The sequence below is a fragment of the Salmonella sp. HY31 genome (assembly GCF_042604575.1).
GTDB classification, from domain to species: domain Bacteria; phylum Pseudomonadota; class Gammaproteobacteria; order Enterobacterales; family Enterobacteriaceae; genus Salmonella; species Salmonella diarizonae.
On sequence record NZ_CP170479.1, the window covers coordinates 1243018 to 1268651 of the forward strand.

Here is a 25634-nt window from a genome sequence, read left to right on the forward strand (position 1 = left end):
AGCCACTTCTATCCTGTTTCAATTTGAGAACCGTTTCCTGAAGCTGTACCAGCCTGATCCCGCGGATCATCCTTCAGATAAACATAAATCGGCTTACTGCCTGAATCCGCAGGGAACACCAGAATGTAATCGTTAAGATCGCGTTCTTCCGGCACCGGGAATGGTGGTGTCGTGTATTCATCTTTGCCGTCAGGAATTGGCGTGACGAGTATTGTAGCCTAGTCTATTGACTTGATGTCGCTGCCGGTATGTGAGTGTCAACGCCACGATGTTTGACCGTTATTTGCCATTTTCATGCCCGCTAAGATACTTTCGTTACTGATGCTGTCCGCTTTTCACCATTTCATCATCACTGATTGGCGTTGTGTTTTTGGTCAGCACTCCAGCTTTACGTTTCTCTTTTAACCGGTAACTCTCTCCTTTGATATTCAGCGTGGTTGAGTGATGTAGCAACCGATCCAGTATCGCTGTTGCCAGCACGTGATCTCCGAACATTTCTCCCCAGTCTGCGAACCCTTTGTTTGACGTCAGTATGATGCTCGCTTTTTCATATCGACGGTTCAGTAGCCGGAAGAACAGGCTGGCTTCCTCTCTGTTCATCGGCAGATAGCCTATTTCATCCAGGATCAACACCCGGGCATAACTCAGTTGCTGCAGCTGACGCTCCAGACGGTTTTCCTGTTTCGCTTTCATCAGTGTCGCGATCAGTCTGTCCAGTGGCATAAACAGTACCCGATGTCCCGCATCCACCGCTTTCACGCCAAGAGCTATGGCCAGATGAGTTTTTCCGACACCAGGAGGTCCCAGCAGGATCACGTTTTCGCTGCGCTCCACGAACGCCAGACCAGCCAGTTCCCGGACAACCTTACGGTCGATGCCCGGCTGGAAGGTAAAGTCGAACTGCTCCAGCGTTTTGACCCACGGCAGACGAGCCTGCTTCAGCCTGGACTCCATACCGCGCTGATGCCTGCCGTTCCATTCCTGCTGTAGCGCCATGCACAGGAACTCCCGGTAGTTCAGCTCTTTTTTAGCTGCCTGTTCCAGCAGGCTTTCAACGTGATAACTCAGATGCTCCATTTTCAGGCGACTCAGCAGGACTTCCAGCTCATGCATCACAACAGCTCCTCATAGGCACTCAGTGGTCGATGTTCCACCTGACTGACCTGCTGCCAGAGCGGGGCGTGATGCTCCGGCACTGTCTGCCAGCCAGACGATGCCGAACAGAGGCGATGTGAGGCCACCAGTTTCTCATTACTGTAGATCCGCAACTCGTCATCCAGCGATATTCGTATCGATACCGGCTGACCACACAGCGCTTCGGGAACGCTGTAACGATTACCACCAACCTCGATATAGCTGTCCCAGGACACATGGCGGATATCGAAGTAACTGGTATCGAAGTCCGTATCCGGTAACGGCTGCAGATGTTCCTGCTCCAGCGCGAAGCGCTGTTCCGGCGTTTCTTTGAACTGGCGAAGTTCCCGTTTGTCAGCCACATCGGCTATCCATTGCTCCAGTTGTTGATTAACATGAGTGAAGCTGTCGAACCTGCGGTACCGGACGAAGAAGTTCTCCTTGAGGTATTTCACCATTCGCTCAACCTTACCTTTTGTTCTGGCCCTGCGTGGACGGCATGCCCGTGGCAGGAAGTTATAGTGGTCGGCCAGCAACAGGAATCCGGAGTTGAACACGACTTTCCCGTTGTTATTCTTCAGCACCGCAGCCTTCTGGTTATCAACCAGCACCGTTTTCACACAACCACCGAAGTAGCGGAAGGCGCGAACCAGTGATTCGTAGGTATGCTCAGCATCCTGTTTTGGTGCTGCGAAGACATGGAAGCGGCGGGAGAACCCCAGCGTATTAACCGCAAAGTTAACTTTGCACCGTTGCCCGGCAACCTCCACCTCAACTTCGCCCCAGTCGTGCTGGAGCTGGTATCCAGGCTGAGTTTCGAAGCGAACTGTTCTTTTTGACGGACGCATTTTACGTTTGGGCTGGATGTAGTAACGCAGCATGGAACGTCCGCCCGTATAACCCATTGCCTTAATCTCCGCGAAGATAACCTCACTATTCCAGACATTCTCTGCCAGGCGCATGTCGATGTAATCCATAAACGGTTTCAGCTTAACCATTTTGTGGCGGGTCTTTCTGGCTGGCGGTTCAGGGTATTTGAGGTAGCGTCTGACCGTCCGTTCAGAGCAACCAATCTGAGTCGCAATATCGACAATGTACGCGCCCTGCTGGCGCATTTGCTTTATCATGTAAAAGTCCTCTCTGCTCAGCATGTTGATGTCCTTTCTGGTGTGAGAACCTTAAGGAAACAACATGTTGGGTGGAGCGGACAATCCAAATGGTGAATTACCGTCTTATATCACTGGCGCTGACATGAGGGAAGGTCACTTCCTTCAGGTCTCTCAGGCGTCCAGGTAATCAGCGGACCATCGGCACCGTGAGCTGGAGTGAACTCATACCGATTATGTTCACTATTCCACACCATGTTTTGTATTCGGTCGAGGAAATCTTAGTGACCGCGCATGTGATCTGGTCACCCAGGCAGGATATCCAGCAGTTGCTCTTTAAGCGTCTGATAGTGGCCTGATAACCCTAAATACGTGTTGTATGGCAATAATACGGCCCTAAAGGGCGTGTTTGTAATACTATCATAACAACGTGATTTACATCATAAATTTCATTATTTTGACGATGTTTTTTGCGGTATTGTCTGGAAATGGTTGTCGTAAAACTCAGTGATAACAAGATGTTGGATGGTTTCTAAACCATTGAGTGGGAATGGTTTCCCCGTATTGAGCTGAAAAGTTGAAGAGAAACCGCTTAACGGCGGGGTTTTTACTTCAATAATAAGCAGGCCCGAATAAATCGGGATCAAAAAGATATCGGGTTGCTATAAATATGCGTTAATATTCTGGAGGTAATTATAATAAGAATGTTGTATGCGTATTTCATTCATTTTAAAAATAAAATTCACTAGAGTTAGTGTCGATTTTAATATTTCTTGAAGCGAGTCACAGCTTCACGCAGTCAGGATAGATACCCCCTGGGGTCAGAGGTGTGTCAGTACATCCAGATAACTGAATGCAAAGCGAAAAAAGGGATGGGCTTGCTCAATTTAGTCTGGGTGGAATGTATGCGGATGGCGACTATGTTATCCCGGATTATAAGCTGGCGATAAAATGGCTGGAAAAAAGCAGGTAAGCAGGGATCTTATTTTTCCTGTTTCGTTATTGGTTATCATTATAATTACGGTAAAAACTTTCCTCGTAATAAAAAGAAGCGTTGAAATGGTATCGTAAGGCAGCAGGGCTGGGGGGCTTTATGCAAGAAATACTCAGTAATGCCTGTATGTACGGTAATGGGGTTCCCCAACATACCCAGATGACGCTGGCGTGGTATCGTAAAGCGGCTGAACGTGGCTGGTTGAAGCGCAAAAAGCTGTTGCTGGTATACCAGAGTCGCGCAAACCGAGCTGTCGCAACGATTAACGCTAATTCGAGGCTATAGAGATAACGATATTTTGTTTTGGATGCCGAAACATCTTTAATGCTGAGTGGAAGTTATTAAGAGAAAATGTAGCAATCCTGAGCGGTATCTGCTTCTCATTTGTCACGGCGGACTTTCGTTCAGCCTCTATCGCTTAAAAAAACAAACTATCGATTCATGCTAATCCTGGGAAGGGAGCAGCAGAATCTGGATAACACCGCAAGCCTGTGACGATAGTATCGCTATTTCAACGGATAACGGCTAGTTAACGCTGTCCCGGCGTGTTGACCGAAAGCGTTGACTGTTGCGCTTCTTTTTTATCCTGATGGTGCTGCCAGGCGCCGATAGAAGAGTAGACGAAACGTCCAAAGAAGAAGAGAAAACTGATAAGCAGTACGATACGGGTCATGCGAGTGTTAAATCGATGTCGTTTTCGCATACTGTTGGCCTGACTCACAAAGGGTTCCTTAACGTTGGCCCAGCGGTATGGGCGGGATCAGGCCGGGTTCTTCAAGGGTATTATCAGGGCGAAGAACGTAACAAGCCTGTATTCACTCTACATTAAGGCATACTGTGAACCGATGGTCAATTCCTCTTAATGTAAAATTGCGTCAGTTGATTTATCTTATATTGTTATGGAAGATAATTTTAGTATTTACATTAATAATAAATTAATGATAACGAAGAATAAAAAAGTGAATAAAGGCTCCCGGAGGAAGGTAATAATTGACTTAAATCAAATGTTACTTTTGTTTAATAATTACAATCGATGACTATCGTATGATGTATATCGCATCATCCATTTAAAGTCAGGTGGGATGCCTGTCTGTTAACGCCCCTTTGGGATTGGGGGGGCTGCTGAGCATCTATGAAGCTAAATAAATCTTATATAAATATCAGAGATAAATGGTGGGGACTACCGCTTATCCTCCCTTCGATTTTATTACCTGTTTTAAGTAGCGCAAACACTTATGCACATACCAGCACTGGAAATGTGGTTCTGTTTTACCTGCCGTTAGCTTTTATGCTTAGCCTGATGTTATTTTTCGGCTGGGCAGCACTGCCGGGCATTGTGATTGCTATCTTCTGGCGCAGATACCCGCAGACGGGGCTATATGAAACCCTTTCCGTGACGATGCACTTTATCATTACCATCGTGCTAAGCTGGGGCGGTTACCATGTTTTTTCCCCCCGGCGAAACAATGTTTCTCACGGTGATGCCCACTTGATGTTCCAACGAATGTTCTGGCAGGTATTTTGTTCGGCGACATTATTTCTGGTTATCTATCAGTTTGCCGCTTTTGTTGGCATGTACGAAAGCAAAGCCAGCCTGATGGGAGTAATGCCCTTTAACATCAACACGCTGATTAATTATCAGGCGTTATTGGTCGGCAATCTTATCGGCGTGCCGTTGTGTTATTTTATTATTCGTACTCTCCGTAATCCGCTGCACCTGCGGGGGTATTATCAGCAATTAAAACTACAAGTTGATAGCAAAGCCACTAAAAAAGAGATTGTTATTTGGCTAGCGGTACTGATTACACTGATGTTTATACTGTGTATGCCATTGACTGATAATAGCTCAATATTTAGTACCAACTATACGCTTTCGTTATTATTGCCGGTCATGCTATGGGGAGCGATGCGCTATGGCTATAAATTTATTTCAATCATCTGGGCCGTCGTGCTGATTACGTCGATTCATTATTACCAGCGTTATATGCCCTGGTATTCAGGTTATGATACGCAATTAGCCATTACCTCTTCGAGCTATCTGGTTTTTTCTTTCATTGTTAATTATATGGCTGTACTGGCCACACGCCAGCGCGTGGTGAGCGGTCGCGCGCGTCGGCTGGCCTATCTTGACCCGGTTGTCCATCTTCCCAATTTACGTGCGCTAAACCGTGCGCTCAAAAACGCGCCCTGGTCTACAATCTGTTTTTTACACGTGCCGGGCCTGGAGTTATTGGGTAAAAATTATGGCGTCATGCTGCGCATCCAGTATAAGCAAAAGCTTTCTCACTGGATTACGCCGATGCTGGCCTCAAATGAGTGTGTGTACCAGATGTCAGGGCACGACCTGGTGCTACGTCTTAATACAGCGTCGCATCAGCAGCGTATTGAAGCGTTGGATAAACATATAAAGCAGTTTCGGTTTATCTGGGACGGGCTGCCGCTACAGCCGCCCGTCGGCGTGAGCTACTGCTGCGTGCGTTCCCCGGTTAGCCATCTTTATCTTCTGTTAGGCGAGTTAAGCACCAGCTCCGATCTTTCGTTGACGACTAACGCGCCGGAAGATTTACAGCGGCGCGGCGCGGTGCATCTGCAGCGCGATTTGAAGGGAAGAATTGCGATGATGAACCGCCTGCAACAGGCGCTGGAGCACGATCATTTTTTCCTGATGGCGCAGCCTATTTCTGGTGTTCGTGGGGACCTTTACCATGAAATTTTACTGCGGCTCAGGGATGACAACGGCGACGTTATCAACCCGGACAATTTTTTACCCGTAGCGCATGAGTTTGGTTTGTCTTCCGCTATCGATCTCTGGGTGGTTGAAAACACGCTGCGGTTTATGGCAGCCAGCCGGGAATATATGCCCGCACATCGCTTTGCCATTAACCTGTCGCCAATATCGGTATGTCGCGCCCGTTTTCCTTCAGAAGTTAATCAGTTGCTTACTCAATATCAGGTTGAGCCCTGGCAACTAGTGTTTGAGGTGACGGAAAGTAACTCCCTCACCAATGCCGAGCAGGCGCAGCTGACGCTGGGACAGTTACAGCAGTTTGGCTGTCAGATAGCGATTGATGATTTTGGTACCGGCTACGCCAGCTATGCCCGGCTGAAAAACGTGAACGCTGATATTCTTAAAATTGATGGTAGTTTTATCCGCAACATCGTGTCAAACAGTCTCGATTATCAGATTGTGGCTTCTATTTGTCATTTAGCGCGAATGAAAAAAATGCAGGTCGTCGCGGAGTACGTCGAGAGCGAAGAAATACGCAGCGCGGTACTCTCATTGGGGATCGACTATCTTCAGGGATATTTAATTGGCGAGCCGCAGCGATTATCTGAGATTCAGTAACGTCAGACGCCGCGCCGCGGCGTCTGACCTACAATTTACGCGGCGATCTCCGGCGAGCTTTCTTCCTCAATATTGAGACGCCAGCCAGTTACCGCTTCCCAGTACTGCTGTTCTTTTTCCAGATCAAGCAGTACCAGCGCATTCTGGCTGAACCAGTCATGCGGAAAACGTAACGTCCAGTGGCTGTTATCGGTCGTTAGCCGCAGCGTCGGCGGCGTGGTTGTCGCCTGCCGCTGGTTGTTCAATAATACGCCCAGCCGTAATAGCTGAATTAGCGGCAGATACTGTTTTTTCTTAAACAGCGTAAAGCGGGGCATATCATCCAGTTTTACGGCCTTACGATGATAACGTACCAGAGTCGCCATCATCATTTGCTGTTCCTGATTAAAGCCAGGCAAATCGCTGTGTTGCAGAATATAAGCCGAATGGCGATGTAAACCGCTGTGATTAATATTCAGTCCAACTTCATGTAGCATTGCCGCCCAGCGGAGCAACGCTTCGAGCTGCGGATGCGCTAGTTTTGGCTGCTGGGCCTGCCACTGCTCATACATCTGCATAGTGGTTTCCAGCACGCGTCTGGCTTGTTCTCTGTCAATGTTGTATTGATTGGCCAGACTTTTTGCGGTACGGCTGCGAACATCCTGATGGCGGAAGCGACCTTCCATTTCATACAGGACGCCTTCGCGCAATGCGCCGTCGGAAAGGCGAAGCTCGCGGATAGCCAATGCATCAAAAACGCCGCACAGAATCGCCAGACCCGGCACAAAGACCGCTTTTCGTTCTTCAGACAGACCCGGCAGGCTGAGCGCATTAAAGGAGCGGTGCTTCAACACTTCTGACTTCAGTTTGTCGAGGCGCTCCGGCGTAATGAAGCCATCTTTCTCACCCAGCGCCAGGAGAACTTCATGAGCGGCTTTAATGGTACCGGAAGCGCCCATCGCCACGTTCCATCCTTGAATACGATACTGCCAGGTTAAGGTTTCCAGTTTTTGCGCTGCCGCCATCCGGGCGCGCTGGAAATTTTCTTTATTGATAACACCGCCGGGAAAGTAGAGCTGCGCGAAGCTCACGCAGCCCATACGACGGCTTTCAACCAGCCTGGGTTCGAAGTTTTCGCCGATGACGAGCTCTGTTGACCCGCCGCCGATATCGATCACCAGCTTGCGGCCTTTTTCCGGTTGCGTATGTTCTACGCCCATAAAGATCAGGCGCGCTTCTTCGTTACCGGAAATAATCTCTATTGGGTAGGGAATAACCTTTTCCGCGCGTTTGAGAAAATCAGCGGCATTTTGCGCCTGACGTAACGTGTGGGTGCCCACGATACAGACGCTGGAAGGGGAGAATCCTTGTAAGCGCTCAGCAAACAGCGACAGACAGCTAAGCCCCCGTTCCATAGCTTCTTCGCTGAGTTTGTTATCTGCGCCCAGCCCGTCCGCCAGATGGACGCGCTGTTTTAAGCGCCCGATGATCTGCATTGCGCCGTCAACCACGCGGGCAATGACCATATGAAAGCTGTTTGAGCCGAGATCGACCGCAGCGAACTCCTGCGGGCGAGGGGATTTATCGTAAATTGGCATAGCGTTAGTCTGGTTGCTCGAGTGATTTGATGTAGTCATAAATCGCCAGCTGTGCCTGAACTTTGCGGCGATTGCCGCGCGGTACGTAGCGGTTGCTGAGTTCTTTATCGATAAAGCGCGCTTTTACCGTGTCGCTAAACAGAATGTCAATGATATCCAGTACGCGTTGTTTAAGCCGCGGGTCGAGGATAGGCGTAGCGACTTCGATACGGTAGTCAATATTACGCGTCATCCAGTCAGCTGAAGAGAGCCACACTTGCTTATCGCCGCCGTTTTCGAAAATATAAACCCGATCGTGTTCAAGATAGCGATCCACGATGCTAATCGCGCGAATATTATCGCTAATTCCTTCCAGTTGCGGAATAAGAGAACACATGCCGCGCACCAAAAGATTGACCTGGACACCCGAACCCGACGCGGCGTATAGCCTGTCGACTAACCCTTTATCGACCAGGTTGTTAAGCTTTAACGTAATCCCTGACGGTAAGCCTTGCTGGGCATTGGCGATTTCACGATCGATCATCTCATACAGCAGACGCCGTGAGTTTTGTGGAGAAACCATCAAATAATCGAAAGTGACCGGACGATAGGGGTTTTCAATAAAGTTAAAGACCCGGCGTACTTCATTGGTAATGCGCGCATCGGCGGTCAGCAGCGAATAATCGGTATACAGCCGCGCCGTTTTTTCGTTGAAGTTACCGGTGCCGATATGCGCATAACGCACCACGTCATCGCCCTCTTTTCGTGAGATGAGAAAGAGTTTGGCGTGAATTTTCAGCCCTGGCGCAGAGAAAATAACATGGACACCCGCTTCGGTTAACCGCTTGGCCCAGTGAATATTCGCCTCTTCATCGAAGCGCGCCTGCAACTCCACCACCACGGTGACTTTTTTGCCGTTATGGGCGGCATGGATCATCGAGTCAATAATGCGCGAGTCTTTCGCTACGCGATAAATATTGATTTTGATCGCCAGCACGCTTGGGTCAAACGACGCCTGGCGTAACAGTTCCAGTACATGCTCGAAGGTATGGTACGGATAATAGAGCAGCACATCACGTTCGCGAATTGCGTCGAAACCGTTACGAAACTTCTCTTTATCAAACCAAAGATGGCGTAACCGCGGTAACGGTTTATTGACCAGGTTGGCTTTACCGACATTCGGAAAATTAATAAAGTCTTTAAAATTGTGGTAGCGTCCGCCGGGTACGATTGAGTCATACCGGGAGATTGTCAGTTTTTCTCGCAACACGTCGACCAGAGCGGCGGGCATATCGCGTTGATAGACAAAGCGCACCGGTTCAGCGGTCAGGCGCTGCTTCAGGCTGGAAGACATCAGCTCCATTAGACTGGATTCCATCTCATGCACCAGATCATATTCAGCATCGCGGGTCATTTTCATCGAATAGGCGTTAAGCGCGTCATAATCGAAGAACCCTTTAAAAATGTCATCCAGGCAGTAGCGCAGAATATTATCCAGAAGGATCATCGGCTTGCGTCTGCGCGGTGTCTCCGGCGGCAGATTAACGAAGCGTGGGACTTTGTCGGACGGTATCTCCAGCAGCGCATAGTTGATGGTGTCGCCGCGGATAATCTCCACCGCCAGATAGGTGTAATCATCTTTTAAAAACTGAACAAGGTCCGTCTCCCGGTTAATAAGAATCGGGGTAATGTGCTGGCGCAAATAGTGCTTAAAATAGTGGCGCAACCAGCTCTGTTGGTTCACCGAGAGCTGACGCTCGTTGATCAGAAAGATTTGATTACGCGCCATCTCCAGCAGTAATTCGTTGTACAGGCCGTCGAACTCCTGGTCTGCTTTCAACACGCGGGACTGAATTTTGCCTAACAAATGGCGTGAATGAGAATTTGAGCCCTGTTCTTCGCTGATAATAATGCGTCGTTTCAGTTCGGCGAAACGCACTTTGTAGAACTCGTCGAGGTTATTAGAATAGATACCCAGGAACCGCATCCGCTCAATCAGCGGGTTGGATTTATCCGCTGCTTCCTGTAATACGCGTTCGTTAAATGCTAACCAGCTCAGTTCTTTCTCGATATATAACTTTTCCTGACCCATTACTACTTATACTCCGTTTTATTCACGGGACACTGCCTGATGATTATGGCGAGCATTACGCGTTAATGTCCAACTGCGTCAGAAAAGTATGACAATAAACTGATAGCATAAAGGAAGGAAAAAGAGTAGGCCGGATAGGCATTTATGCCGCCATCCGGCAAGCAGACGCAGCCACATCAGATGGCGTATTATTCGTCAGACGCATAACCTTGCGGCGGCAGACGACGCCCGTCCAGCCAGGCGGCGTTATCGCGCATCTTTAAACGCCCCTCCGCAAACCAGCCGATCACCAGCGGATAAATCGCGTGTTCCTGAGTTTGTACGCGTGCGATGATATCATTTTCGTTGTCGTCGGCAAAAATCGGCACCTTCGCCTGGAGAATGACCGGACCGCCGTCGAGTTCGTCTGTCACGAAATGCACCGAGGTACCATGCTCCTCATCGCCGTTTTCCAGCGCCTGGCGATGGGTATGCAACCCCGGATATTTTGGCAGCAGGGAAGGGTGAATGTTCAGCAGACGCCCGTGGTAATGCGCGACAAACGCCGGACTCAGAATACGCATAAAACCGGCCAGCACGACCACATCAGGCGAATACGCGTCTATCTCGCGAATCAGCTCGCGATCGAAGGCGTCGCGGCTGCCAAACCGATCGGCAGTCAGCGCTTGTGCCGGAATACTGGCTTCTCTGGCGCGTTCAAGGCCGAACGCGTCAGCCTTATTGCTGAATACTGCCCTGAGGGTGCCTTTAATTTTCTTTGCTTTGCAGGCATCGATAATCGCCTGTAAATTGCTTCCGTTGCCGGAAATCAGCACCACAATATTCATTATTCAATAACCACACGCTGTTCGGAATCAGAGGCTTTGATGATACCGATTTTCCATGCGTTTTCACCTTTCTCGTTTAGCAGAGCAAGCGCTTTGTCCGCTTCCGGAGAGGATAGCGCAATCACCATGCCGACGCCGCAGTTAAAGGTACGGTACATTTCATGTCGACTGACGTTACCGGCGGTTTGCAGCCAGGTAAAGATGGCGGGCCATTGCCAGGACGACTCATTAATTACCGCCTGGGTATTCTCCGGCAGAACGCGCGGAATATTTTCCCAAAAGCCGCCGCCGGTGAGGTGTGCGATAGCGTGTACATCGATATTTTCAATCAGTTCCAGAACCGATTTTACGTAGATACGGGTCGGTTCAAGCAGATGATCGGCAAGTGGCTTCCCTTCCAGCAGAGTGGTTTGTGGATCGCAGCCGCTAACGTCAATAATTTTACGCACCAGCGAATATCCATTCGAGTGCGGGCCGCTGGAGCCGAGCGCAATCAGCACGTCGCCTTCGGCAACCCGGGAGCCGTCGATGATTTCTGATTTTTCGACTACGCCAACGCAGAAACCCGCCACGTCGTAATCTTCGCCGTGATACATGCCCGGCATTTCCGCCGTCTCGCCGCCGACCAGCGCGCAACCAGATTGCAGGCAGCCTTCGGCAATACCGTTGATCACACTGGCGGCGGTATCGACATCCAGTTTACCGGTGGCATAGTAATCGAGGAAAAACAGCGGTTCCGCGCCCTGAACGACCAGATCGTTTACGCACATCGCCACCAGATCAATACCGATAGCGTCGTGACGTTTTAAATCCATCGCCAGGCGAAGTTTGGTGCCTACGCCGTCAGTGCCGGAAACCAGTACCGGTTCACGATATTTTTGCGGCAACGCGCACAGCGCACCGAAACCGCCCAGACCGCCCATAACCTCCGGGCGGCGAGTTTTCTTCACTACGCCTTTGATTCGATCAACCAGAGCGTTACCCGCATCAATATCGACGCCGGCATCTTTATAGCTAAGAGAGGTTTTATCGGTCACTGCCTGGTTCCCCACGTTTTTTCTTGCGGTAAAAGTTAAATTCGGCGCAATTCTAACAGGGAAAGCAAACGTTTGCGAGCGTGGTCTGCGCCCTGCATGTCCGGGCGATTTTTTGGTATGGTTTCGGCCGCTGCTTGAAAATTTTCCCTGTTGGTAAAAAAGAAAAGGATATCCGGCACTTGGTTTACGATATGTGGACGAGAAAGATTATCACCTGTTAAAATTCAATAGGTTGATGGCGGTAGGCGCTGGTTTCAACGTGAGTGATTTATACTCGCTTTTCCGCGATCAGCGCTTTTGGTTGATCCAGGTCAAGCATACATTGTGTTGCGCCAGAGAGGAAAAGCGGTATAATCCGGCGATTTTTTTTGTGGTTGCCAGTCATCTGAGGATAGGAGAAGAGTATGAAGATCGTGGAAGTCAAACACCCACTCGTCAAACACAAGCTGGGTCTGATGCGTGAAAACGACATTAGCACTAAACGCTTTCGTGAACTCGCCTCAGAAGTAGGCAGCCTGCTGACGTATGAAGCGACAGCCGACCTGGAAACGGAAAAAGTCACCATCGAAGGCTGGAATGGCCCGGTGGAAATTGACCAGATCAAAGGTAAAAAAATTACCGTTGTGCCGATTCTGCGTGCGGGTCTGGGCATGATGGAAGGCGTTCTGGAAAACGTACCGAGCGCGCGTATCAGCGTAGTCGGGATGTACCGTAACGAAGAGACGCTTGAGCCAGTACCTTATTTCCAGAAACTGGTATCGAACATTGATGAGCGCATGGCGCTGATCGTCGACCCGATGCTGGCGACTGGCGGTTCTGTCATCGCGACCATCGACCTGCTGAAAAAAGCAGGCTGTAGCAGCATTAAGGTGCTGGTGCTGGTCGCCGCGCCGGAAGGCATTGCGGCGCTGGAAAAAGCGCACCCGGACGTTGAACTGTACACCGCTTCTATCGATCAGGGGCTTAACGAGCACGGATACATTATTCCAGGGCTTGGCGATGCCGGCGATAAGATTTTTGGTACTAAATAAGTGAATAAATGATGAAAAGCCGACTTTAAGAGTCGGCTTTTTTTTGAATAAAACAACTCATAACAAACACACTCAGAGGAAAACACTATGACGCGCCGTGCTATCGGGGTGAGTGAAAGACCGCCGCTTTTACAAACAATCCCGCTTAGTTTGCAGCACCTTTTCGCCATGTTTGGCGCGACCGTGCTGGTGCCAGTTCTGTTTCATATCAACCCCGCGACGGTTCTGCTGTTTAACGGTATCGGAACGTTGCTGTATCTCTTTATCTGCAAAGGTAAAATCCCTGCCTACCTGGGATCGAGCTTTGCCTTTATTTCGCCGGTATTACTGCTGTTGCCGCTGGGTTATGAAGTGGCGCTGGGCGGTTTTATTATGTGCGGCGTATTATTCTGCCTGGTCTCTTTCATCGTTAAAAAAGCGGGCACAGGCTGGCTGGATGTGATGTTCCCGCCTGCGGCAATGGGCGCAATCGTTGCTGTTATCGGTCTGGAGCTGGCAGGCGTCGCGGCGGGGATGGCCGGATTGCTCCCTGCGCAAGGGCAATCGCCGGACACAAAAACGATTATTATCTCCATGGTCACGCTGGCGGTGACGGTGTTCGGCTCCGTACTGTTTCGTGGTTTCCTGGCGATCATTCCTATTTTGATTGGCGTGCTGGTGGGCTATGCGCTGTCGTTCGCGCTGGGGGTGGTCGATACCACGCCGATTGCCCAGGCGCACTGGTTTGCGCTGCCGACCTTCTATACGCCGCGTTTTGAATGGTTCGCGATCCTGACGATTCTGCCTGCGGCGTTGGTAGTGATTGCCGAGCATGTCGGTCATCTGGTGGTAACGGCGAATATCGTCAAAAAAGATCTGGTACGCGATCCCGGTTTGCACCGCTCGATGTTCGCCAATGGACTGTCGACGATCGTCTCCGGCTTCTTCGGCTCCACGCCGAATACCACCTATGGTGAAAATATTGGCGTCATGGCGATAACTCGCGTTTACAGTACCTGGGTTATTGGCGGCGCGGCGATTTTCGCCATTCTGCTTTCCTGCGTCGGCAAACTGGCGGCGGCGATTCAGATTATCCCGTTACCAGTGATGGGCGGCGTCTCGCTGCTGCTGTACGGCGTTATCGGCGCGTCGGGGATTCGCGTATTGATCGAATCGAAAGTCGATTATAACAAAGCGCAAAACCTGATCCTCACCTCGGTAATTTTGATCATCGGCGTGAGCGGCGCGAAAGTGGCTATCGGCGCGGCAGAATTGAAAGGGATGGCGCTGGCGACCATCGTCGGGATTGGCCTTAGCCTGATTTTTAAACTGATTAGCCTGTTGCGTCCGGAAGAAGTTGTGCTGGAGGCAAATGATGTGGAGCCGCCGCATCGGTAACGGGTTGCCGGGCAGCGATGCTGCCTGGTTCTATCTCAAGAGAATTATGTGGTAAACTCAGCACGATTTTATGCAATCCTGGGTTGAGGTATCTCTGAACACACCGGCACAGCTCTCTTTGCCACTTTATCTTCCTGACGACGAAACTTTCGCAAGTTTCTGGCCGGGGGATAACGCCTCTCTACTGGCCGCGTTACAAAACGTGTTGCGTCAGGAACATAGTGGATATATCTACCTTTGGGCGCGTGAAGGTGCGGGCCGCAGCCATTTGTTGCATGCCGCCTGCGCGGAATTGTCGCAGCGTGGAGATGCGGTAGGCTACGTCCCGCTCGATAAACGCACCTGGTTCGTGCCGGAAGTGCTCGACGGTATGGAACACCTCTCGCTGGTGTGTATTGATAACATTGAGTGCGTCGCTGGCGATGAACTGTGGGAGATGGCGATCTTTGATCTCTATAACCGTATTCTGGAGTCCGGTAAGACGCGGTTATTGATCACCGGCGATCGTCCGCCAAGACAGTTAAATCTGGGCTTGCCCGATCTCGCTTCCCGCCTGGACTGGGGGCAAATCTATAAACTCCAGCCTCTTTCGGATGAAGATAAACTTCAGGCGCTACAGTTGCGCGCCCGGCTACGGGGGTTTGAACTGCCGGAAGATGTCGGACGGTTTTTGCTTAAACGGCTCGATCGCGAAATGCGCACGCTGTTTATGACGCTGGATCAGCTCGATCATGCGTCGATCACTGCCCAGCGAAAACTGACGATCCCGTTTGTCAAAGAGATTCTGAAACTGTAATACGCCGCGACGGCGGCGTTCAGCGGTTAACCGAGGATGTCCAGTACCTGCTCAGGCGGCCGACCAATACGTGCCTGACCATTCGCCACCACAATGGGGCGCTCCATCAGTATAGGGTGTTCAACCAGCGCCTGAATTAACGCCTCCTCGCTAAGCTGGCTATCCGCCAGGTGAAGCGTTTTATAAAGGTCTTCTTTCTGGCGCATCAGTTCGCGCGCGCTGGACATGCCCAACATACGCAGCAGTTCACGCACGGTGGCGGCATCGGCGGGCGTATCCAGATAAAGCACCACTTCCGGTTCCACGCCGTTAGATTTCAGCAGATTCAGCGTGTCGCGGCTCTTCGAGCAGCGCGGGTTATGGTAGATTTTAATCGTGTCGGTCATGAGTTCTCCTTGTGACGCCATCCGGCTAATAAATGGCGATTACATTTTCGTGTATGGCTTGAAGCGTTCCTGTAACTGGCGCAACTGGTCGATACGCGCATCGTAACGCGCCTGTTGCTGGCTACCCAGTTTCGCCTGGGAGCTGGCGCTACTGAGCAGTGAAATTGCCTGATCCAGTTGTCCCGCCAGCGCATAACCTTCGGCGCGCGCCGCCAGCTCCTGATCGCGGTTGTTCAGCGCGGCTTCGGCCTGAGCAAGCAGATCCCAGCCGTTGCCATCATCTTTATGGCTAAAGGTATAGCGATTCAGAATGGTTTCCGCCGCTTTCGGCTGGCCTCCCTGGAGGTATGCATTGGCGAGGTTTAACTGCAGCACCGGATTAACGCGCAGATCGCGGGCATTTTTCAGGCGATTAATCGCGTCGCTGGCTCTTTTCTGCCCCAGGTCAATATCGGTGGCGAGGTCAAGATACCAGGCATTGTTCGGTTCCGCGCTTAATAGCGGCTGTAACGTTTTGCGCGCTTCATCGTACTTGCTCGCCTCCATCGCCTGCAACGCCCGGCCATATTGTGCCGCATGTTGCTGACGCACGTTGCCTTTAGACCACTGATCCAACAGGTCGCTGGTGAGCTGGTTACGTCCGGAATTATACATTCCCAGGGTACGCGCTTTGGCGAGATAGAAGTCGGCGGAAGATTGTACCACGACCGGGCGCATCTGGTTTGCGCGGTTGCGGGCATCCGCAAGGCGGCTTTCCGGTAAGGGGTGAGTGAGCAAAATTTCAGGCGGGCGCGTGGAGTAACGCGCCTGGTCGAGCAGTTTTTCGAGGAAAGAGGGCATCGCCTGTGGGTCAAATCCGGCGCGTTGCAGTACCTGAATACCAATACGGTCGGCTTCTTGCTCATTTTGCTGGGTGAAGCTTATCATCCCCTGGCGCGTTCCCGCCAGAGTACCGGTTAGTGCCGCCATACCGGCTTGTGGGCTGGCCATTGCCAGCAAAATGGAACCGAGCGCGCCCACCCAGGTGAGCGGCGCGCTGCGCTTTTGATCTTCCATCGCGCGCGCCAGGTGGCGCTGCGTAACGTGGGAGATTTCATGCGCCATGACTGAGGCTAGCTGGCTTTCGTTATCCGCATAGCGAAAAAGCGCCGAGTGCAGCACCACATTGCCGCCAAAGAACGCGAAGGCGTTGATTTCGTCATTATTGATCAAGAAAAAATGGAAGGGCGTTTTGACGGAGTAGGCGTGTGAGACCAGGCGCATTCCGAGAGCGTTAATGTATTGCACCAGCAGCGGATCGTTGATTAACGGCGCGCTGCCGCGTAGCTGGCGCACATAAAAGTCGCCCATTTGCATCTCTTGTCCAATAGAAAGCGTGCTTCCTGCCGAGGTTCCCATATCGGGCAGCGTGTCGGCAGGGTCGGCAAATGCGGGCGCGACCTGACCGAGAGCCAATGCTGCAATGAGGGTTGCCACCAGGTTTTTTTTCAACTGCCTGAACATAACCTCTATCCTGTTATTTTGAGATAGCCCTTTGACCAACTTCGTGAAATATCGTTCCACGCTCCGACACTTCATAAGTGTAACTGTGATGAGCACAGACGCACTGTTTTAGTTTCCTGAATCAACGATAAAAAGCGAAGTCTTTTTTGTGACATTTCGATACAATTCGGCATCACAATCCCGCAGTTGAGTTCTGGGAAGGGTTTTATGCTCGAAATGTTAATGCAATGGTATCGCCGTCGCTTCAGCGACCCGGAGGCGATTGCCTTGCTGGTCATTCTGGTGGCTGGTTTTAGCATCCTCTTTTTCTTTAGCGGCCTGTTAGCGCCGCTGTTGGTCGCTATCGTACTGGCCTACCTGCTGGAGTGGCCAACGGCACGCCTACAGGCGATTGGCTGTTCCCGACGCTGGGCAACCTCCATTGTCCTTATCCTCTTTGTCGGCATTCTGTTATTAATGGCGTTTGTGGTGATGCCGATTGCCTGGCAGCAGGGTATTTACCTGATTCGTGATATGCCCGGTATGCTGAATAAACTGTCCGATTTTGCCGCGACCTTGCCGCGACGTTATCCGGCGCTGATGGATGCGGGCATTATTGATGCGATGGCGGAAAACATGCGCACCCGGATGCTTAACATGGGCGATTCGGTGGTGAAGTATTCGTTGGCTTCGTTGGTCGGGCTACTGACGCTGGCGGTATATCTGGTTCTGGTGCCGCTGATGGTCTTTTTCCTGGTAAAAGATAAAGAGCAGATGCTGAATGCTGTGCGCCGCGTGCTGCCGCGTAATCGCGGGCTGGCGGGGCAGGTGTGGAATGAGATGAATCAGCAGATCACCAACTATATCCGCGGAAAAGTGCTGGAGATGGTGGTGGTGGGCGTGGCGACCTGGCTGGGCTTTTTGCTGTTTGGCCTCAACTATTCGCTACTGCTGGCGGTACTGGTGGGCTTTTCGGTCCTGATCCCCTATATCGGCGCCTTTGTGGTGACAATTCCGGTGGTGGGCGTCGCGCTGTTTCAGTTTGGCCTGGTGACGGAATTCTGGAGCTGCTTTGCCGTTTATCTGATTATTCAGGCGCTGGATGGCAATCTGTTGGTACCGGTACTTTTCTCCGAAGCGGTGAATTTGCATCCGCTGGTGATTATTCTGTCGGTGGTGATTTTCGGCGGTCTGTGGGGATTCTGGGGGGTATTTTTCGCCATTCCATTGGCGACGCTGATTAAAGCAGTCGTCCATGCCTGGCCGGATGGTCAGGTGACGGATACCTCATCCTAAGCGGTCTGTACGAAAGCCGTAAAGCGTGAACGATATCATAGTGCCCTGTCGCCATTTTGCGCATTCCCGATGGGGGACAAGCGCTTAGAAAGCCGATCTTTTTTTTAATGCCGCACCGTGTTGCGGCATTTCTATTGTTGAAACCTACAAAATTCTCGCTGTAAAGCCGCCAAAATTTGGTGACTTAGCCTAAGCATTCTTCGGAGAAATTCGTTAATAAGTGACATCATTGATGCGAAATGGCTTTTTTAATGTAAAGCGATAACGAAACAGGGAATGAGTGTGTTGAGAAAACATTACTTGAAAGGGTATACCGCGCGGCAAATTGTACAGCGAGCCATGAAAATTATTCCTTACTCGGTAAACGTCATGGATGAACATGGCGTCATTATCGCGTCTGGCGAACCTTCGCGCCTTCACCAGCGTCACGAAGGGGCCATTCTGGCGCTGAAGGAAAACCGTATTGTAGAAATTGATTCCGCTACCGCCAATCAGCTCAAAGGCGTGCGATCCGGCATTAATCTCCCCATCTCTTTTCATGAACAGCTTATTGGCGTGGTAGGCATTACCGGTGAGCCGGAACAGGTTCGCGCTTATGCCGAGCTGGTTAAAATGGCGGCGGAGCTGGTGATCGAGCATATGGTGCTGATCGAACAGCGCCAGTGGGATAAACGCTATCGCGAAGAGCTAATCAACCAATTGATTTTGCGAGAAAATTCGACGGAATCGTTGCGTTCCATGGCGGCCTATCTGGGCATTGATCTGGCGGTTCCCAGAGTGGTGCTGATTATTGAACTTTCCCAGCCGGATCGCGAAGCGCTGCGCAATGTAATGGATTATTTCGAGAATCACGCGCGCAACCATTTGGTGACGTTTACCGAATTTAATGAATTAATCATTATTAAGCCTATCACGTTAAAAGAGGGAAAGTGGAATACCCGCCAGGAAATGGGCGAATTGCAGATTTTTAAATCATGGGCTGCATCATCGGGCTTTAGCCGTATTTTGGTTGGGGGCTATTTTGCCGGCGAGACGGGATTGCACCGATCTTTGCTCACTGCCAGAGCCACGCAGGTGATGGCGAAAAGACAAAAGCTGCGCAGCCAGTACATTTTTTATCATGACCATGCGCTTCCCGCGCTGCTAAGCGGGCTGTCTGAAAGTTGGCAAGTGCAGGAGTTATCGCGTTTGTGGCTGCAACTGGTACAACATGATGCGAAAGGCGTATTGCAACAGACGCTGCGGACCTGGTTTGAACATAATTGTGACCTGACGCAAACGGCCAAAGCATTGCATATTCATGTGAATACATTGCGCTATCGCTTACAGCGTTGTGAAGATATTACGCACATAAAAATCAATGAGTTAAAAAGTACGCTTTGGCTTTATATCGGTATGGAACTCCAGGCCGAATCTGTATCGACCGACAAGTTACCGCCGCCTGGTCGGATCGAAATCTGTTGAAAGCTCCAGCGGATTTTTAGGCGGGCTTTTCCATACTGCGCGCTCTATGTTAAAGGAGGCGCAGTATATGACGTCGATATCCACCCTGGGAGCCATTGCTGCATTGGTCGTGGCCATCGTATTAATTTTAAGGAAAGTGTCGCCAGCCTACGGCATGATGGCGGGAGCGCTGGTCGGCGGTTTGATTGGCGGCGCCGATCTTCTGCAAACCGTTTCGCTGATGGTGTCAGGCGCGCAGGGCATCGTTAATGCCGTATTACGTATTCTGGCCGCAGGCGTACTGGCTGGCGTATTAATTGAGTCCGGGGCGGCGAATACGATTGCTGAGACGGTTGTGCGCAAGGTGGGGGAAACCCGGGCATTATTGGCATTAGCCATTGCCACGCTATGTTTGACCGCCGTCGGCGTATTTATTGATGTGGCGGTGATTACCGTCGCGCCGATTGCGCTGTCGATTGCGCGTAATGCGGGCCTGTCAAAAAGCGCTATTCTGCTGGCGATGGTCGGCGGTGGCAAAGCGGGTAACGTGATGTCTCCTAACCCGAACGCCATTGCCGCCTCCGATGCGTTTCATGTTCCTCTTACCTCTATTATGCTGGCGGGCGTGGTTCCGGGCATCGTTGGGCTTATTATCGCCTATCTGTTAGCGAAACGGCTGAATAATAAAGGCGTGGGCGTCGCCGATCATGAAGTGACTGACCATGATGACTCCGTCGCCAGACCCGGTTTTCTGGTGGCGATTAGCGCGCCGCTGGTCGCGATTTTCCTGCTTTCTCTCCGTCCGTTTGCCGGCATTTCCATTGACCCGTTAATTGCCCTGCCCGTAGGGGGATTGGTCGGTCTGCTGTTAATGGGACGTGCGCGCCACTGTAACCAGTACATGGTCGCCGGTCTGATGCGTATGGCACCTGTCGCTATTATGTTGCTGGGAACCGGCACGCTGGCCGGAATTATCGCTAATTCCGAACTTAAAGATGTCCTGATTCATGGCCTCACCGCTTCGGGATTGCCGTCCTGGCTGCTGGCGCCCGTGTCTGGCGCCATGATGTCAATGGCAACGGCTTCAACCACAGCGGGAACGGCGGTGGCGTCCGGCGTTTTCTCTCCCACGTTACTTGAACTTGGCGTTTCCGCCCTGGCGGGAGCCGCTATGATCCATGCAGGCACCACAGTGCTGGACCATCTGCCGCACGGTAGTTTTTTCCACGCGACGGGCGGTAGCGTCAATATGCAAATTCATGAACGTTTAAAGCTAATGCCGTATGAAACGCTGGTGGGTTTAACCATTACCTTTATTTCTACTCTGATGTTCGGCTTCTTCGGTTTTGCAGGATAATCCCTATGAAAATTGTTATTGCTCCTGATTCATTTAAAGAAAGTTTGTCCGCAATGGCGGTTGCCGAGGCGATAGAAAAGGGGTTCCGCGAAATTTATCCTGACGCCGACTACATTAAAGTGCCCATGGCGGATGGCGGGGAAGGAACCGTACAATCGATGGTGGAAGCCAGCGGCGGGCGTTATGTCGACCAGTGGGTACAGGGCCCGCTTGGGCAACCGGTGACCGCGCGTTGGGGAATGTTGGGCGATAGCGATACCGCCGTGATTGAAATGGCGGCGGCATCCGGGCTGCATCACGTTTCGCCTGAATTGCGCAACCCGCTTAATACCACCAGCTATGGCACCGGTGAATTAATCGTCGCGGCGCTGGAGCGTGGCGTAAAGCGTATTATTCTGGGGATTGGCGGCAGCGCGACGAATGACGGCGGCGCGGGGATGATGCAGGCGCTTGGCGTTATATTACGTGATAAACAGGGACGCTCGCTGCCCCCGGGCGGCGAGGCGCTGGCGGCGCTGGCCTCTATCGATCTGTCCGGTTGTCACCCATTGCTGCGTAAGGTATCGATAACCGTGGCGTGCGATGTCAACAATCCGCTGTGTGGTCCCCAGGGCGCATCGGCCATCTTTGGCCCACAAAAAGGGGCGACAGCGGAAATGGTGGACACTCTGGACGCGGCGCTGGAAAACTGGGGCCGACATATTTATCAGGCGACGGGACGTGAGGTGATTAACGCTCCCGGCGCGGGTGCGGCAGGCGGAATGGGCGCCGCGCTTTTAGGATTGCTCAATGCGGAATTACGCGCCGGCGTAGAGATTGTCGTGGAAACGCTACAGCTTGAGCAGGCGGTTAAAGATGCCGATCTGGTGATTACCGGAGAAGGGCGGCTGGACAGCCAAAGTATTTGCGGCAAGACGCCGATTGGCGTCGCCAGAGTGGCTAAGCGGTATCATAAACCGGTTATCGCGCTCGCCGGTGGGCTGCAACACGATCATCACGTTGTGTATCAACAGGGTATCGATGCGGCACTATCGATTTTGTCACATATCGTTACGCTGCCGGAAGCCTTACACGAGGCAGAATATAACCTGAGCCTGTCGGCGCGCAATGTGGCGGCGATATGGCGTCTGGCGCGGCAAGCCTGACGGCGCATTCCCTTTCCAGGCCGCACATCAGCGCGGCCTGAGGCTTTTACGCGTTTTCTTTCAGCCAGTTCAGCACCACATCATGGTGATTGCTGGTTTTAAAATCATTAAAGACGTGCTCAATCTTACCGTCAGCGTCAATCAAAAAGCTGATGCGGTGAATGCCGTCATACGTTTTGCCCATAAACGACTTTTCGCCCCAGACGCCGAATTGTTCACACACCTGATGGTTTTCATCGGACAAAAGGGTAAAGTTCAGCAGCTCTTTTTCAGCGAAACGGGAGAGTTTTTCAGGTTTATCGGTGCTGATGCCCAGCACGTCCACGCCTGCTTTTTTGAGCTCGTCCATGTTATCGCGTAAGCCGCAGGCCTGCACGGTACAGCCGGGTGTCATGGCTTTTGGGTAGAAATAAACCAGAACGCGCTGTCCCTGGAAGTCGGTCAAATTTACTTGTTCCCCGTCTTGATCCGGCAAGCTAAATTTCGGTGCGATATCACCGGCTTTCAGTGGATTCATTACTTAACTCCATCCTGTTCATCATGTTGTGAGTAATTGACGACGTTTATACTGCCTTGCGCATTGAGTTCTGTACATAGTGCCTTAAAGGCTTGCTCAATATTTGCGGAATTTTGCGACGCCGGACTATGTGCAGTGATTTGAATAAATAATTGCGCGGCTTTATCGCCTTCGGCTGGCTGTGTGCGGGAGACCAGCTCCGCAATATTCATTTCATGACTATCAAACAGCGCGGTGAATCGCTCAATTAAATGCGGGGAGTCGGCGACCTCAACCTGAACCCATACCGTCGCGGGCATTGCCGGGCGGGGGCGGTCGGATGTCCGTTTCATCACAATCAGCAGATCCAGTTCTGCGCCTTTTAACGGCAATGTCGATTCAATCAGGGTAATCGCATTCCACGTGCCGGACAACAGCATAATAAACGTGAATTCATCGCCCAGCATCGCCAGTCGGCTGTCTTCAATATTACAGCCGCAACTACTGACATGGCGAGTAATGGTATTCACAATGCCGGGCCTGTCGGCGCCCAGCGCAGTGATAACCAAATAGTGTTGTGATGACGGTGTCAAACCAGTTATTCCTTTGAGCGGTGAGGTAATCTTAAGGAAAGCATAAAAAAAACCTGCATACAACAATCAGAACGGCTCTGGTCGCTTGCTTTTATTGCCATACCAAACGTACCATTGGGGCACTTGTTTGCACAGAGGATGGCCCATGTTCACGGGAAGTATTGTCGCGCTTGTTACGCCGATGGATGAGAAAGGTAACGTCAGTAGGCCTTGCCTGAAAAAACTCATTGATTATCATGTCGCCAACGGTACCTCGGCGATTGTTTCGGTTGGCACCACCGGCGAGTCCGCCACGCTAAGCCATGATGAACATGGCGATGTCGTGATGATGACGCTGGAACTGGCTGACGGACGTATTCCGGTTATCGCCGGCACGGGCGCAAACGCGACCGCGGAAGCGATTAGCCTGACGCAGCGTTTTAACGACAGTGGCGTTGTTGGCTGCCTGACGGTGACGCCGTACTACAATCGCCCCACGCAGGAAGGTTTGTTCCAGCATTTCAAAGCCATCGCGGAACACACTGACTTGCCGCAAATTTTGTATAATGTGCCGTCCCGTACCGGCTGCGATATGCTGCCGGAAACCGTGGGTCGTCTGGCGGAAATAAAAAATATTATCGCTATCAAAGAGGCGACAGGGAACTTAACCCGCGTTCATCAGATCAAAGAGCTGGTTTCAGACGATTTTATTCTGCTTAGCGGCGATGACGCGTCTGCGCTGGATTTTATGCAATTGGGTGGTCATGGCGTGATTTCCGTTACGGCTAACGTAGCCGCGCGCGATATGGCTGACATGTGCAAACTGGCGGCGGAAGGGCAATTTGCCGAGGCGCGCGCTATCAATCAGCGTCTGATGCCGTTACACAACAAACTATTTGTCGAACCCAATCCTATCCCGGTGAAATGGGCATGTAAGGCATTGGGTCTTGTGGCGACCGACACGCTGCGCCTGCCAATGACGCCTATCACGGACAATGGTCGTGATATCGTCAAAGCAGCGCTTCAGCATGCTGGCCTGCTGTAAAGTTTAGGGAGATTTGATGGCTTACTCAGTACAAAAGTCGCGCCTGGCGAAGGTTGCGGGTGTTTCGCTTGTTTTGCTGCTCGCTGCCTGTAGTTCCGATTCGCGCTACAAGCGCCAGGTAAGCGGCGATGAATCCTATCTGGATGCCGCGCCGCTTGCTGAACTTCACGCCCCGGCAGGAATGATTCTGCCGATAACGACCGGCGACTATGTTATTCCGGTCACAAAGGGGAGCGGCGCGGTTGGTAAGGCGTTGGATATCCGTCCGCCGGCGCAGCCGTTAGCGTTGGTGAGCGGCGCGCGTACCCAGTTCTCTGGCGATACCGCTACGCTATTGGTGGAAAATGGTCGTAGCAGCACGCTGTGGCCGCAAGTCGTCAGCGTGATTCAAGCGAAAAATTATCCGATTGAAAAACGTGACGATGCCAGCCAGACCCTGACGACCGATTGGGTGAACTGGAACCGCCTGGATGAAGACGAACAGTATCGCGGACGTTATCAAATCTCGGTGAAGCCGCAGGGCTATCAGCAGGCGGTAACGGTAAAACTGGTTAATCTGGAACAGGCTGGCAAGCCGGTCGCCGATGCGGCGTCGCTGCAGCGCTACAGCACTGAAATGATGAACGTCATTTCCGCCGGTCTGGATAAGACCGCTACGGATGCGGCAAATTCCGCGCAGAGCCGTTCCGCCGCAACGATGGATGTGCAGAGCGCCGCTGATGATACCGGTTTACCTATGTTGGTCGTTCGCGGTCCATTCAACGTGGTATGGCAGCGTCTTCCGGCCGCGCTGGAAAAAGCGGGTATGAAAGTCACCGACAGTACTCGCTCACAGGGCAGTATGGCGGTAACATACAAACCGTTGTCTGACAGCGAGTGGCGGGATCTGGGCGCAAGCGATCCGGGCCTGGTGTCCGGAGACTATAAATTGCAGGTCGGCGATTTAGATAACCGCAGCAGCTTGCAGTTTATCGATCCTAAGGGGCATACCCTGACGCAAAGCCAGAATGATGCGTTGGTTGCCGTCTTCCAGGCGGCATTCAACAAGTAATTTAACAGGGCTGGAGCAATCCGGCCCTTTTTTCTGATAAGATACGCAAACGTGTGCGTCGGTAC

23 protein-coding genes and 3 pseudogenes are annotated in these 25634 nt (G+C 51.6%); 13 read left to right on the forward strand and 13 right to left on the reverse strand.

The features are described 5' to 3' along the window. Nucleotides 1-8: 8 nt before the first annotated feature. From ACE15A_RS05760 to ACE15A_RS05775, 4 genes and pseudogenes are all read right to left on the reverse strand, one after another. On the reverse strand, nt 9-155 hold the full coding sequence (locus ACE15A_RS05760; RefSeq protein WP_241489905.1) for an S-type pyocin domain-containing protein: 147 nt from the start codon (nt 153-155) through the stop codon (nt 9-11). A 160-nt stretch (nt 156-315) separates the two neighbouring features. Next, nucleotides 316-1113 (reverse strand): IS21-like element IS21 family helper ATPase IstB, encoded by a 798-nt coding sequence (gene istB, locus ACE15A_RS05765; protein WP_000544830.1) that lies wholly within the window; start codon nt 1111-1113, stop codon nt 316-318. Beyond that, nucleotides 1113-2285 carry an IS21-like element IS21 family transposase gene (istA, locus tag ACE15A_RS05770; protein ID WP_000952373.1) on the reverse strand — a complete coding sequence of 391 codons (1173 nt, stop codon included), beginning with the start codon at nt 2283-2285 and terminating at the stop codon, nt 1113-1115. The genes istB and istA overlap by 1 nt, the downstream gene beginning before the upstream one ends. A 104-nt stretch (nt 2286-2389) precedes the next feature. Next, a pseudogene (locus ACE15A_RS05775) lies at nt 2390-2509 on the reverse strand (S-type pyocin domain-containing protein); the annotation flags it as partial. Between ACE15A_RS05775 and ACE15A_RS05780 the strand changes: the two are divergent. After that, nucleotides 2492-2599, forward strand: a pseudogene (locus ACE15A_RS05780) (hypothetical protein); the annotation flags it as partial. The pseudogenes ACE15A_RS05775 and ACE15A_RS05780 sit on opposite strands and share 18 nt — an antisense overlap. A gap of 444 nt (nt 2600-3043) precedes the next feature. Then, a pseudogene (locus ACE15A_RS05785) lies at nt 3044-3423 on the forward strand (tetratricopeptide repeat protein); the annotation flags it as partial. A gap of 340 nt (nt 3424-3763) precedes the next feature. Here ACE15A_RS05785 and ACE15A_RS05790 read toward each other — a convergent pair. Beyond that, a complete protein-coding gene (locus ACE15A_RS05790; RefSeq protein WP_000075925.1) occupies nt 3764-3955 on the reverse strand; it encodes a YfgG family protein in 192 nt (63 codons plus the stop codon). 178 nt (nt 3956-4133) lie between these two features. On the opposite strand from ACE15A_RS05790, the gene ACE15A_RS05795 reads away from it, so the two are divergent. Both ACE15A_RS05795 and ACE15A_RS05800 read left to right on the forward strand, forming a co-directional pair. Next, a complete protein-coding gene (locus ACE15A_RS05795) occupies nt 4134-4271 on the forward strand; it encodes a hypothetical protein (protein WP_044135994.1) in 138 nt (45 codons plus the stop codon). A gap of 95 nt (nt 4272-4366) precedes the next feature. Continuing rightward, the gene (locus ACE15A_RS05800; protein WP_053507832.1) at nt 4367-6580 is read left to right on the forward strand and encodes a sensor domain-containing phosphodiesterase; all 2214 of its coding nucleotides are present in this window, start codon (nt 4367-4369) and stop codon (nt 6578-6580) included. A gap of 35 nt (nt 6581-6615) precedes the next feature. Here the strand turns inward: ACE15A_RS05800 and ppx are convergent, their stop codons facing one another. The 4 genes from ppx to purM form a co-directional block, all read right to left on the reverse strand. Continuing rightward, nucleotides 6616-8157 (reverse strand): exopolyphosphatase, encoded by a 1542-nt coding sequence (ppx, locus tag ACE15A_RS05805; RefSeq protein ID WP_053529989.1) that lies wholly within the window; start codon nt 8155-8157, stop codon nt 6616-6618. A 4-nt stretch (nt 8158-8161) separates the two neighbouring features. After that, nucleotides 8162-10228 carry a polyphosphate kinase 1 gene (ppk1, locus tag ACE15A_RS05810; protein WP_000529555.1) on the reverse strand — a complete coding sequence of 689 codons (2067 nt, stop codon included), beginning with the start codon at nt 10226-10228 and terminating at the stop codon, nt 8162-8164. Between the two features lie 188 nt (nt 10229-10416). Continuing rightward, the gene (purN, locus tag ACE15A_RS05815; protein ID WP_023245956.1) at nt 10417-11055 is read right to left on the reverse strand and encodes a phosphoribosylglycinamide formyltransferase; all 639 of its coding nucleotides are present in this window, start codon (nt 11053-11055) and stop codon (nt 10417-10419) included. Next, entirely contained in the window at nt 11055-12092 is a 1038-nt protein-coding gene (purM, locus tag ACE15A_RS05820; protein WP_023245955.1) for a phosphoribosylformylglycinamidine cyclo-ligase, read from the reverse strand. The genes purN and purM overlap by 1 nt, the downstream gene beginning before the upstream one ends. Before the next feature lie 404 nt (nt 12093-12496). On the opposite strand from purM, the gene upp reads away from it, so the two are divergent. The 3 genes from upp (at nt 12497) to ACE15A_RS05835 (ending at nt 15296) form a co-directional block, all read left to right on the forward strand. After that, entirely contained in the window at nt 12497-13123 is a 627-nt protein-coding gene (gene upp, locus ACE15A_RS05825) for a uracil phosphoribosyltransferase (protein WP_000706208.1), read from the forward strand. 87 nt (nt 13124-13210) lie between these two features. After that, nucleotides 13211-14500 carry a uracil permease gene (gene uraA, locus ACE15A_RS05830; RefSeq protein WP_023245954.1) on the forward strand — a complete coding sequence of 430 codons (1290 nt, stop codon included), beginning with the start codon at nt 13211-13213 and terminating at the stop codon, nt 14498-14500. Between the two features lie 94 nt (nt 14501-14594). Beyond that, nucleotides 14595-15296, forward strand: coding sequence for a DnaA inactivator Hda (locus tag ACE15A_RS05835; RefSeq protein WP_061835882.1), 702 nt, complete (start codon nt 14595-14597; stop codon nt 15294-15296). A 26-nt stretch (nt 15297-15322) separates the two neighbouring features. On the opposite strand, the gene arsC is transcribed toward ACE15A_RS05835, so the two are convergent. Then, entirely contained in the window at nt 15323-15682 is a 360-nt protein-coding gene (gene arsC, locus ACE15A_RS05840) for an arsenate reductase (glutaredoxin) (protein WP_023245953.1), read from the reverse strand. Between the two features lie 39 nt (nt 15683-15721). Then, a complete protein-coding gene (bepA, locus tag ACE15A_RS05845; RefSeq protein WP_064055919.1) occupies nt 15722-17185 on the reverse strand; it encodes a beta-barrel assembly-enhancing protease in 1464 nt (487 codons plus the stop codon). 207 nt (nt 17186-17392) lie between these two features. Between bepA and ACE15A_RS05850 the strand changes: the two genes are divergently transcribed. The 4 genes from ACE15A_RS05850 (at nt 17393) to ACE15A_RS05865 (ending at nt 22405) form a co-directional block, all read left to right on the forward strand. After that, a complete protein-coding gene (locus ACE15A_RS05850) occupies nt 17393-18460 on the forward strand; it encodes an AI-2E family transporter (protein WP_129382378.1) in 1068 nt (355 codons plus the stop codon). 276 nt (nt 18461-18736) lie between these two features. Next, nucleotides 18737-19924 carry a sugar diacid recognition domain-containing protein gene (locus ACE15A_RS05855; protein ID WP_053507830.1) on the forward strand — a complete coding sequence of 396 codons (1188 nt, stop codon included), beginning with the start codon at nt 18737-18739 and terminating at the stop codon, nt 19922-19924. Between the two features lie 67 nt (nt 19925-19991). Continuing rightward, nucleotides 19992-21260 (forward strand): GntP family permease, encoded by a 1269-nt coding sequence (locus ACE15A_RS05860; protein WP_053507829.1) that lies wholly within the window; start codon nt 19992-19994, stop codon nt 21258-21260. Nucleotides 21261-21265: 5 nt separating this feature from the next. Beyond that, nucleotides 21266-22405, forward strand: a complete 1140-nt coding sequence (locus ACE15A_RS05865; RefSeq protein WP_053507828.1) for a glycerate kinase — start codon at nt 21266-21268, stop codon at nt 22403-22405. Between the two features lie 46 nt (nt 22406-22451). On the opposite strand, the gene bcp is transcribed toward ACE15A_RS05865, so the two are convergent. After that, nucleotides 22452-22922: a thioredoxin-dependent thiol peroxidase gene (gene bcp, locus ACE15A_RS05870; protein WP_001068686.1), complete on the reverse strand. Its 471-nt coding sequence runs from the start codon at nt 22920-22922 to the stop codon at nt 22452-22454. After that, the gene (locus tag ACE15A_RS05875; protein ID WP_000189059.1) at nt 22922-23494 is read right to left on the reverse strand and encodes a glycine cleavage system transcriptional repressor; all 573 of its coding nucleotides are present in this window, start codon (nt 23492-23494) and stop codon (nt 22922-22924) included. Before ACE15A_RS05875 ends, bcp begins: the two co-directional genes overlap by 1 nt. A gap of 145 nt (nt 23495-23639) precedes the next feature. On the opposite strand from ACE15A_RS05875, the gene dapA reads away from it, so the two are divergent. After that, nucleotides 23640-24518, forward strand: a complete 879-nt coding sequence (gene dapA, locus ACE15A_RS05880) for a 4-hydroxy-tetrahydrodipicolinate synthase (protein ID WP_000494016.1) — start codon at nt 23640-23642, stop codon at nt 24516-24518. 16 nt (nt 24519-24534) lie between these two features. Beyond that, nucleotides 24535-25569: an outer membrane protein assembly factor BamC gene (gene bamC, locus ACE15A_RS05885; RefSeq protein ID WP_053507827.1), complete on the forward strand. Its 1035-nt coding sequence runs from the start codon at nt 24535-24537 to the stop codon at nt 25567-25569. Nucleotides 25570-25634 lie beyond the last annotated feature (65 nt).

Bases quoted from the DNA above. Each gene is read 5' to 3' on its own strand.
- ACE15A_RS05800 (WP_053507832.1), top strand. From the start codon at position 4,367: ATGAAGCTAAATAAATCTTATATAAATATCAGAGATAAATGGTGGGGA.
- dapA (WP_000494016.1), top strand. From the start codon at position 23,640: ATGTTCACGGGAAGTATTGTCGCGCTTGTTACGCCGATGGATGAGAAA.
- ACE15A_RS05855 (WP_053507830.1), top strand. From the start codon at position 18,737: ATGAGTGTGTTGAGAAAACATTACTTGAAAGGGTATACCGCGCGGCAA.
- ppk1 (WP_000529555.1), bottom strand. From the start codon at position 10,228: ATGGGTCAGGAAAAGTTATATATCGAGAAAGAACTGAGCTGGTTAGCA.
- upp (WP_000706208.1), top strand. From the start codon at position 12,497: ATGAAGATCGTGGAAGTCAAACACCCACTCGTCAAACACAAGCTGGGT.
- ACE15A_RS05865 (WP_053507828.1), top strand. From the start codon at position 21,266: ATGAAAATTGTTATTGCTCCTGATTCATTTAAAGAAAGTTTGTCCGCA.
- bamC (WP_053507827.1), top strand. From the start codon at position 24,535: ATGGCTTACTCAGTACAAAAGTCGCGCCTGGCGAAGGTTGCGGGTGTT.
- bcp (WP_001068686.1), bottom strand. From the start codon at position 22,922: ATGAATCCACTGAAAGCCGGTGATATCGCACCGAAATTTAGCTTGCCG.
- ACE15A_RS05850 (WP_129382378.1), top strand. From the start codon at position 17,393: ATGCTCGAAATGTTAATGCAATGGTATCGCCGTCGCTTCAGCGACCCG.
- ppx (WP_053529989.1), bottom strand. From the start codon at position 8,157: ATGCCAATTTACGATAAATCCCCTCGCCCGCAGGAGTTCGCTGCGGTC.
- bepA (WP_064055919.1), bottom strand. From the start codon at position 17,185: ATGTTCAGGCAGTTGAAAAAAAACCTGGTGGCAACCCTCATTGCAGCA.
- ACE15A_RS05860 (WP_053507829.1), top strand. From the start codon at position 19,992: ATGACGTCGATATCCACCCTGGGAGCCATTGCTGCATTGGTCGTGGCC.
- istB (WP_000544830.1), bottom strand. From the start codon at position 1,113: ATGCATGAGCTGGAAGTCCTGCTGAGTCGCCTGAAAATGGAGCATCTG.
- istA (WP_000952373.1), bottom strand. From the start codon at position 2,285: ATGCTGAGCAGAGAGGACTTTTACATGATAAAGCAAATGCGCCAGCAG.
- ACE15A_RS05795 (WP_044135994.1), top strand. From the start codon at position 4,134: ATGGAAGATAATTTTAGTATTTACATTAATAATAAATTAATGATAACG.
- arsC (WP_023245953.1), bottom strand. From the start codon at position 15,682: ATGACCGACACGATTAAAATCTACCATAACCCGCGCTGCTCGAAGAGC.
- purN (WP_023245956.1), bottom strand. From the start codon at position 11,055: ATGAATATTGTGGTGCTGATTTCCGGCAACGGAAGCAATTTACAGGCG.
- uraA (WP_023245954.1), top strand. From the start codon at position 13,211: ATGACGCGCCGTGCTATCGGGGTGAGTGAAAGACCGCCGCTTTTACAA.